This is a genomic window from Nonomuraea sp. NPDC000554, assembly GCF_040300065.1.
In the GTDB taxonomy this organism is placed as follows: Bacteria; Actinomycetota; Actinomycetes; order Streptosporangiales; family Streptosporangiaceae; genus Nonomuraea.
In genome coordinates this window covers 1-7,919 of the sequence record NZ_JBEPDC010000059.1, presented here as the reverse complement: position 1 = coordinate 7,919, position 7,919 = coordinate 1, and the positions used below count along the sequence as shown (strand labels likewise).

At 64.9% G+C, this 7,919-nt stretch carries 7 protein-coding genes; 3 read left to right on the top strand and 4 right to left on the bottom strand.

Annotation, left to right across the window (positions count from 1 at the left end; genetic code table 11):
• Positions 1–202 precede the first annotated feature (202 nt).
• Complete coding sequence (locus tag ABT294_RS50480; RefSeq protein ID WP_350813705.1) at positions 203–556, bottom strand: DUF2809 domain-containing protein; 354 nt, start codon at positions 554–556, stop codon at positions 203–205.
• A 94-nt stretch (positions 557–650) separates the two neighbouring features.
• Positions 651–1,184, bottom strand: coding sequence for a phosphotransferase (locus ABT294_RS50475; RefSeq protein ID WP_350813704.1), 534 nt, complete (start codon positions 1,182–1,184; stop codon positions 651–653).
• A 430-nt stretch (positions 1,185–1,614) separates the two neighbouring features.
• On the opposite strand from ABT294_RS50475, the gene ABT294_RS50470 reads away from it, so the two are divergent.
• Both ABT294_RS50470 and ABT294_RS50465 read left to right on the top strand, forming a co-directional pair.
• Complete coding sequence (locus ABT294_RS50470) at positions 1,615–2,913, top strand: MFS transporter (RefSeq protein ID WP_350813703.1); 1,299 nt, start codon at positions 1,615–1,617, stop codon at positions 2,911–2,913.
• Positions 2,914–3,531: 618 nt separating this feature from the next.
• Positions 3,532–3,657: a hypothetical protein gene (locus ABT294_RS50465; protein WP_350813702.1), complete on the top strand. Its 126-nt coding sequence runs from the start codon at positions 3,532–3,534 to the stop codon at positions 3,655–3,657.
• Positions 3,658–3,694: 37 nt separating this feature from the next.
• Here ABT294_RS50465 and ABT294_RS50460 read toward each other — a convergent pair whose 3' ends face one another.
• Together ABT294_RS50460 and ABT294_RS50455 are read right to left on the bottom strand one after the other, a co-directional pair.
• Positions 3,695–5,011 carry a hypothetical protein gene (locus ABT294_RS50460; RefSeq protein ID WP_350813701.1) on the bottom strand — a complete coding sequence of 439 codons (1,317 nt, stop codon included), beginning with the start codon at positions 5,009–5,011 and terminating at the stop codon, positions 3,695–3,697.
• Complete coding sequence (locus tag ABT294_RS50455; RefSeq protein WP_350813700.1) at positions 4,992–5,879, bottom strand: phosphotransferase enzyme family protein; 888 nt, start codon at positions 5,877–5,879, stop codon at positions 4,992–4,994. Before ABT294_RS50455 ends, ABT294_RS50460 begins: the two co-directional genes overlap by 20 nt.
• Positions 5,880–6,513: 634 nt before the next feature.
• Between ABT294_RS50455 and ABT294_RS50450 the strand changes: the two genes are divergently transcribed.
• Positions 6,514–7,206, top strand: a complete 693-nt coding sequence (locus ABT294_RS50450) for a hypothetical protein (RefSeq protein ID WP_350813699.1) — start codon at positions 6,514–6,516, stop codon at positions 7,204–7,206.
• Positions 7,207–7,919 lie beyond the last annotated feature (713 nt).

Below are 7,919 nucleotides of genomic sequence, written 5' to 3'. Positions count from 1 at the left end.
ACCATCGACCCCACCCGCGACTACCAGCCCCAAGACAAGAGAAAACCCCCGAACCCGTAGGTTCGAGGGTTTCCGATGTCCTGAGACATCACATGAGTGCCCTCGGCAGGATTCGAACCTGCGGCACCCGCTTTAGGAGTCAGATGAGCATGAAGCACTCTTCGTGGCGCTGACCAGGGGCGTAGGTGTCGGCGTCCGAGAGTCAGCCGGTCTGATCACCGGATCGGACCAATCGGCGTTCCCAGACCAGGGCCGCGACCACACCGATGGCATAGGCGACCAGGTCCCATGGGTCGGGGAACGCGCCGACCAGGACACCGCCGATGCCCGGCGGGGTCATGCCGACTATCTGGTAAAACTCGACGGCGGCGGCGATCGTGGCCGTGGCCAGGGTGCGGCGTGCGGAGGTGGTGCGCCACAGCAGCCCCAAGAACGCGTAGACCAGCATGGTGGCGCCGACGTCGCTCACGTAACCGCGGATGAACGGTTGTCCCGGGCCCCGGTAGAAGAGGGCAAACGCGCCGACGGCGAGGGCGACGCCACCCAGAAGGACCATGGCGCGGCACATGAGATTGACATCTTCTCCGAATCTCAACGATCAGGACGAACTGATCATAGAGTTCGTCCCTTATGGCGGCATGCTGATTGCGTCAGGTCAGCGACCGCGGTGGAGTGCCATGGCGACGGCGTGTCAGCACGCTGGAACGTAGTGACGATTCATCCGGAATGAGGCCCGACCAGATGAAACAGGGGGTTACGGTGCGCTTAGCGCCGCCTCGATGACCGCGCCATGGCCGATCCAGCCAGGCCTCGCGCCGCTTGATCTCATCGCCGATGCCCTCATCCCACATCCTCGCCCAGCCACCAACCCGCTCCTCGGCTCTCTGTTTCATCAGAAACCACGCTCGCCGGGTCCGCAGCGCGAACACCTCGACGAGCCGGGAACGGTCGACGTCTGACATCCCGTAGGCGTCAGCCAGGATCCGGCAGCGGCGCGGCACGTCCATCTTCCGCAACAGCGGGTCGGCGTCGACGGGGTCGCACAGCGGTGCCCAGTACATCATCGCGTTGGCCACCTCATCCACCCGGGCAATCGGCTTGGCGATGTCGAAGTCGATCAGCGCGGCCGCCTTACCGTCCCGGAACACGATGTTGTCCGGCGTGTAATCCATGTGCCTGACCACTTCCGCCGGGTAGGTTCCACCTCACTCCGTCGGAACCATCCTGACCTGTCCGCCCACCCAGACGCCGCATGACCGTCCGCCTGGAAATCTCGAGGCCGCCAGACTGGATCATGCTGGCCGCCCACCTGGAGAAATTCCTGACCGTGCACACCCGCCGTTGTGTCCGTAATTCAGCGGACACGTAGGTCCTTCGGTCGCTAGAGTTGAAGCTGTTGCGGAATCCCGTCCGCCTGGGGAATTGAGGAGCACTGATGTCTACAACGATGACCGGAGCTTCCGTTCGCCCCTTGGTGACCGCAGTCGCAGGCTTGTAACGCCGCGCGTGTAGCAGCAAAGTCAGCACACATCCCGGTCGCCGGGGCGAGGTGACACGTGTCACCGGCCCTTGGCGCTGTTTGGCGTCTCCGTTCGCCTTTCCGGGAGTTCTGCTGTGTCCGCTCGTCATTCTTCACTGCTCCGTGTACGTGTCCTGGTCGAACGCCTGATCGCTGCCCCGTTCGGCAGGAAATCTCAACGGTCGAGGTCAGCTCCGCCTGCTCCGAACTCCGCTGATCAGACTGTCAACCGGAATGTCCGCCTGCTGAGCTGGTTCAACTTCTTCGGCGACTTCCGCATGTACGGGCCGATTATGGTCATCTACTTCGCGCAAGTCACCGGCTCGTACACCGCTGCCGCCAGCCTCCTGGCGGTGAAGATGCTGTCTTCGGCAGCGTTCGAAGTCCCTACCGGGGTGCTCTCCGACCGCCTCGGCCGACGCGGCACGATGATCGCCGGTGCCGTCGTCATGGTGGCCGCCCATCTCGGGTACGCCGGCGCTTCGGGCTACGGCCTCCTCCTGGCAGCTGTTGTGCTGGAGGGATTGGCGACCTCACTGTGGAGCGGCAACAACGAGTCTCTGCTCTACGACACGTTGCTCGAAGCCGGCCGGGAGGAGGAGTTCCCCCGGCACTCGGGCCGGGTGAACTCGATGTTCCAGATCGCGCTCGCACTGGCGGCAGCCATAGGTGGCGTGGTCGCCGGCGCGTGGTCGCTGCGTGTGGTGGTCGTGCTGTCGGTCGTGCCGCAGGTGCTGTGCGTGCTCGTCGCCTTGCGGGTCCGGGAACCGCGGGTGCACGGCCCACTGGAATCGAACGTGCTGGTGCATCTCGGATCGGCCCTGCGCGGCATCCGCCGTAATCCGGTGCTCCGCCGGATGACTCTGGTGTCGGCGCTTCGTTACAGCAGCGAAAGCGCGGCCCAGTTGTCGCCTGTTTTCGTGGCAGGGCTGTGGCCGCTCTGGGCGCTGGGCCTGTGGCGCACCTTCGGCCATGGCGTGGCCTTCGTCGGCTTCCGCGTCAGTGGTTGGGTGATCGGCCGGGTGGGCGCGGCCCGCACTTTGCTGTTCGGTGAGCTGTTCGACAACGTGGCGAACTTCGTGGCGCTGGTCAAGCCGACGGTATTTTCGCCCGTCCTGCTTGGGTCACCGGCCTACGGCATGTCGACAATCGCCCAGCAGACGTTGCTGCAGCGCGAGTTCACCGACCGGGAACGCGCGACGATGGGTTCGCTTGCGTCGCTGCTCGGCAGCGTGCTCTACGCGCTCGTCGCCCTGGGAGCCGGCCTGGTGGCAGACCGTTGGGGCATCGTTCCGGCGTTGATGGCGATCCAGGCGGTGGTGCTGATCGCACTTCCGCTCGCCTGGTGGGTGCACGCGCACGCTTCTTCGCTCCCGCGGGCGCTGGGACGGTGACGGGATAAGCGCCTTCTCGGCCCCAGCCGGGCCTGCGGTCGACGTCGCAGTGCTGCAGGGTGAGATCGAAGCGATTTTCGGCTTCCGCTGCTCGGTGCCCTCTTTCGTCGCCGGCGGGCAGGACACCGATGCCTCGGTCCTGCGAGCTACGACGACAGAGGGCCAGGAGGTCGCCGTGAAGGTATCCCGCCGCGCAGGGCGTCCGGGCGGCCTGCTGGTGTCAGACCATCTCGCACCGAGCTGGGGCTACCGGGAATCCCGGCCCCTTACCGGTCCCGCAGTGGAGCGCCGTACAGCGACTGCCACGCGGGCCGGTTATCCGTGACCCCTTGGACGCTCCATGGCCGTCTACGTCACCGGTCGCAAACCCAAGATCGCCCTGTACGACCTGTACTGAGAACGCCGCGCCGCCAGCATCCGAGCCTCGCCTGGCTAAGGGCAACAGGCGTGCCGACGTCCTCAACGGCGACGGCCGGGCTGACCTGACCGTCGACGTGGACCTGCCCATAAGAGCCGCACTACCTCGCCGCCGTCTACGGCTGCGGGGCTCGTGACGGACCCATCGGCAAGGACGGCGGGTGTGGGGCGGTCTCGCTCATGCTCGCTGCGGGAGTAGAGATGACGGTCGTGCAGAAGACCCTCGATCGTGCCTCCAGCGCCGACACCTACACGAGCGTCTTTCCCAAAGTCGCCAAAGCCGCCGCTGAGAAGACCGCTGTACTGCTCGCGATGAACGAGAAGTAGCAGCCTGTTGCCGGCACGATGGGGCTGAGGGAGTCGTCTATTCTGCGGGGTCACGTGATTGGCCATTGCGACGCATTGCGCGGCGTTGCTGGGCGTAGAGCGCGCCCGATATCAGTCCGCCGATGAGCAGGAGGATGGTGGCGAGCGCGTACACGGGCAGGTAGCGGGTGTCGAACATCGACCAACTGTTGTCGACTTCGCGCGCGTTGATGCCGAGAAACGTGAGGATCAGGCCGACAGGAACGGCGACTGTGGACACGAATCCGATGGCCACGGTCCAGCGCAACCGCCGGTCTTCGTCCGCGCGGCGTTCCAGGCTTTCGATCGCGGTCAGCTCGGCGGCGGTCGCCCGCTCAAGACGGCGCAGCATCCGGGCGACGGTCTCGGCCTTGGCCACCAGCCCCATCGCCTCGTACAAGGCGTCGTGGTAGCCGACTACTCGCAGCGACGGGACAAGCAGGCCGAGGTCCGCCGTCGCTTCGACGCTGTAGCTCAGGTCCAGCTCCATGTTTCCGAGCTTGCTGCTCAGGCTCTCAAGGGTCTTGCGGCGCATCTGTGTGCCCTGGTGCGTACGGTCGCCGGCGCGGAACGTGGACACCGCGGCGTAGGCCGCGGACCGGATCTCGCGTAATTGCGCCGCGCTGGCCACGCCTTGGACCGCGGACAGGAAGACGGTGTTCTCCACGTAATCCTGCTGACCGCACAGGACGCTCACGTATGGTCCCACCGCGGCCACCGCATCCGGTCTCCGGTTCAGCTCCACCGGATAGGTGATCGCGCTGAACTCCTTCCGGTACGGCAAGTCGCTGCGGTAGATGACGCGCTGCACGATGTCGTCACGTTTGGCGGCTGACATCTTCGGCCCGAAGACGATCTGGTGTCGCTCAGGCAGGAACACGCCCTCCATGCCGAGCGCTTGGGCGGCCAGCGTCGTGATGGTCTGGTCTCCGACTTTCACGTCGAGGTAGTAGCAGTCCTCCAGCAGGTCAATAGTGTGTGCCAGCTCGCAGCTCACATCGAGACTGAGCACGGCGACGATCTGCGTGGACGGGACCACCAGTAGCCATAGCCGGGCACCGGTCAGCGGGCGAAGACGATCCCAGCGTCGGAAAGCGATTTGGTCGTGATCGAGATCGATTCGCTGGATCACCTTCGGCAACTGTGCGGCTGATCCGGTGAAGTACTCCTCCAGCCGGCCGAGCCGTAGGTACTCCCCTGGCAGCGCGTGGTCAGCATCCTCGGGGAGGTGCCAGGGCGTGGCGTAGATGTTGGTCAGCCGTACGCAGTCGCGCTGCGCGGGCGGGTCAAAGAGTCGTTTGCTGTTGGCTTGCCGCTTAGAACGGATGCCAAACAACGTCGCGGTCTCCCTCGCGGAGGGACCTGACCCGATGCGCGAACTCCTTAGCGATGCGGGGATCCTCGCCGATGTTCTGCATGAGCCAGGTCGTCATGGTCAGTTCACGAACGTCCCGTAGAACCGTGTAGCCCTGCCAGCTCCGCACGTCAAACCCATAGGCATTGCAGAACGCCCGATACTGCTCCTCCGGCAGGCCGAAACGCTGCCTGGAGATCGATGTGGGCATGAGGTCCCACTCTCGTGGCCCGCGCGCCACAACCTCGAAGTCCAGCATCACCACCTGTCCGTCGACCCGCAGCAGGTTCGCCGCATGTGCGTCCCCGTGGATCGGTCCGTACGGGAGGGCGAATTCCAGTTCGGCATAGCGCTTGACCAGGTCACGGCATCGTGCTCGCAGGAAGTCCAGGTCCTCATTCCGTAGGACTCGCGCCGCATCCAGCCGGGGCTCCACCTGGTAGAGCGGGTTGAACTCCGGCAGCTCACACGGCGGATCACCGGCATCGTGGAACCGGCGGAGCAACTCTGCGAGGTCGGCAGGCCCAGGTGACGGCTCGTTCGGCGTGACGGCTTTCCAGAAGGAGACAGGGTAGCCGTCGACGACGATCGGCTGCGGGACCTCGGAGTACGCCTGGACGGCGGGAACGCCGGAGGCCTGGAGCCAGGTTGCGATGCAGAGCTCTTTCTCCACGACGGGCAACCGTTCCTGGCCGCGCGCGATCCGCACGACGACGGGCTTGGACGCGAGCTTGTAGATGGCGTTCTCTCCAAGCCGCAGCAGTTCAGCGCCTTCCGGGTCCAGTCCCGCCTGCCGGCACGCAGATCTCATGACATCGGTGAGCACACCCAAGGTGAAGTCAGCTGCCATGAGATCACCCTCACCCGCAGTTGGATAGCCGTCAAACTCAGTGGTGGGCTTCCTCCGGGGGCGCAGAGGAACTTCATACCTGAACCGCGAAATACCGGCTGCCCGTTCGACGTCTTGAGCTGTCCGGCGATCTCCGAAGCCAGGCAGCCCATGCTCGGCCATGTCGATCCTTATGAGGACACGATGTTCAACCGGGCGCAGATGCGGACGCTGCTGGTTGAGATCGGCGCATTGCTGGCTGCGGATGCCGGGCTCACCGCGGACCAGCGGCGCTACCTGTCGCTTCTCAGCAAGTTGTGCGTCCTGGGAAACGACGCCCTCATCGGTACCTTTGGGTGCGGGGGCGTGAATACGCCTCGACCCCGGGTAACACGTCCCGGGCGGTTCGCCACGACTACCGTACGGTCTTCACAGCTGGGGTCGGCGTAGGGCTGACTACATGGGCTACTTCTGGCCCCACTTAGGAACGAGTCTCGGCCTCACCCTTGATCACCGGGGATTGGTCCCAGTGAGAATTGGCCCCACCCCGCTCGGCCCAGGGGCCGGGTCAGTCTCCGGCCTTCCTCGATCGCCGTCGCGGGTGGCGGACGTGTGGGTCTATCGGGCCAGCTAGCTGATCACTACAATCGCCGAAATGTCTGACTGGCTGACCGTGTCCATCGACGCCAAGGACGGGGCAACCCTGCGTGGTCGAGCCCATTTCATCAGTTTCGAGGTGTGCCACATCCCACACGAGCCGATCTTTCCAGTGCAGCTCGCCGTGGATGCGTGGGAGCGGATGAAGAGCGGCTTGCCGCACCTGAACGGCGAACGCTGGCACGTCAGCGACAATGAGGCTAGCGCGATCGCGGCGGGAATGGAATTGCGGGACGAGTTCGCGGCCTTGTGGTCGATGCTGATGGGCAAGCAGGTCCCGGTTAGTGCGGCGGAGTATGCGCTCCTGCGGCGCGACTTCAACGAGCACCGCCGCGTCATCGAGCGGCAGTACGGTGTCCGGCTGAGCGGCAGCCTGACCGGGGTCGCGGGCGGGGGCGGCACCGCCTGGGCTGTGCCGGACCGGGCGGCGTTCCGGGAGCGCACCGCCGCAATCATCACCCAGTACGCGATGGACGGTCCGCACAACGTCCCGGAACCGGACGAGGACGATGGCGACCCGGACGGGTATCCGGTCGAGGACCGGATCATGGAGCTGACCGACTTCGACCTCCCGGTCGATCAGCTCCCATTCGTCGGGTTCACCGCGACGTTCAGCGATCCCCGGTACCTCACCCACATGGCTGGCGGTATGCGCTGGAGCACCGGGTTCATCGGCGCGGATATCGGCTGATGGATCCAGGCTAGGCGCTACTTTCTCGTTCGGAAGTTCCTCGCCGGCCGTCAACGCGGTGTGCCCGCAGCGAAGCGAGGACGAACGACGTTGAGGTACGACGAACGTCGATGTCCTGTGTCATCGAAGACGGCTCGGCGTAAAGGCAGGTGACCTGGTGGACCCAAGTGAGTGGCGCAGCGACTCCGGTCGCCGTGAGCCGATGCACGAGCATCTCGCTCGGCCAGGGAGCTGGGCCGGATTGGATGACACTGGGCCTGTTTCGACGACACGGGGCAGTTGACCAGACGCCCTCGGCGAGGAAGGTATGGGTGGGGCCAGAACTCGCTGTTACTGGATCTCCATGAGATCGACAAGTGGGGCCGGAATTGACCCGAAGGTGGGGCCAAGGCTCACTCCCGCAGCCAGCGTAGGGCTGCCAGAGACCCCGGATGGCTCGGGATTGGCGTCTGGCCTGGGGAGTCACCGTCAAGATCATCCCGCATATGTCCCCTGATCATGGCCCTATGGCTGCATACGGGGCGCCCTCGGTTGCCTATCAAGGTCCACTAAGTAAACGACCTGCGGCCGAGAAACCGCAGGTCAGAGTGCGAAATGCCTGGTGAAGAAGAGTGCCCCCGGCAGTGTGCTGGTTCAGGACATAGGAAACCCATGTCGCAAGACATAGGAAACTCCAGCAAGGTGTGTCTCGGGACATAGGCAACTGCCGCGAT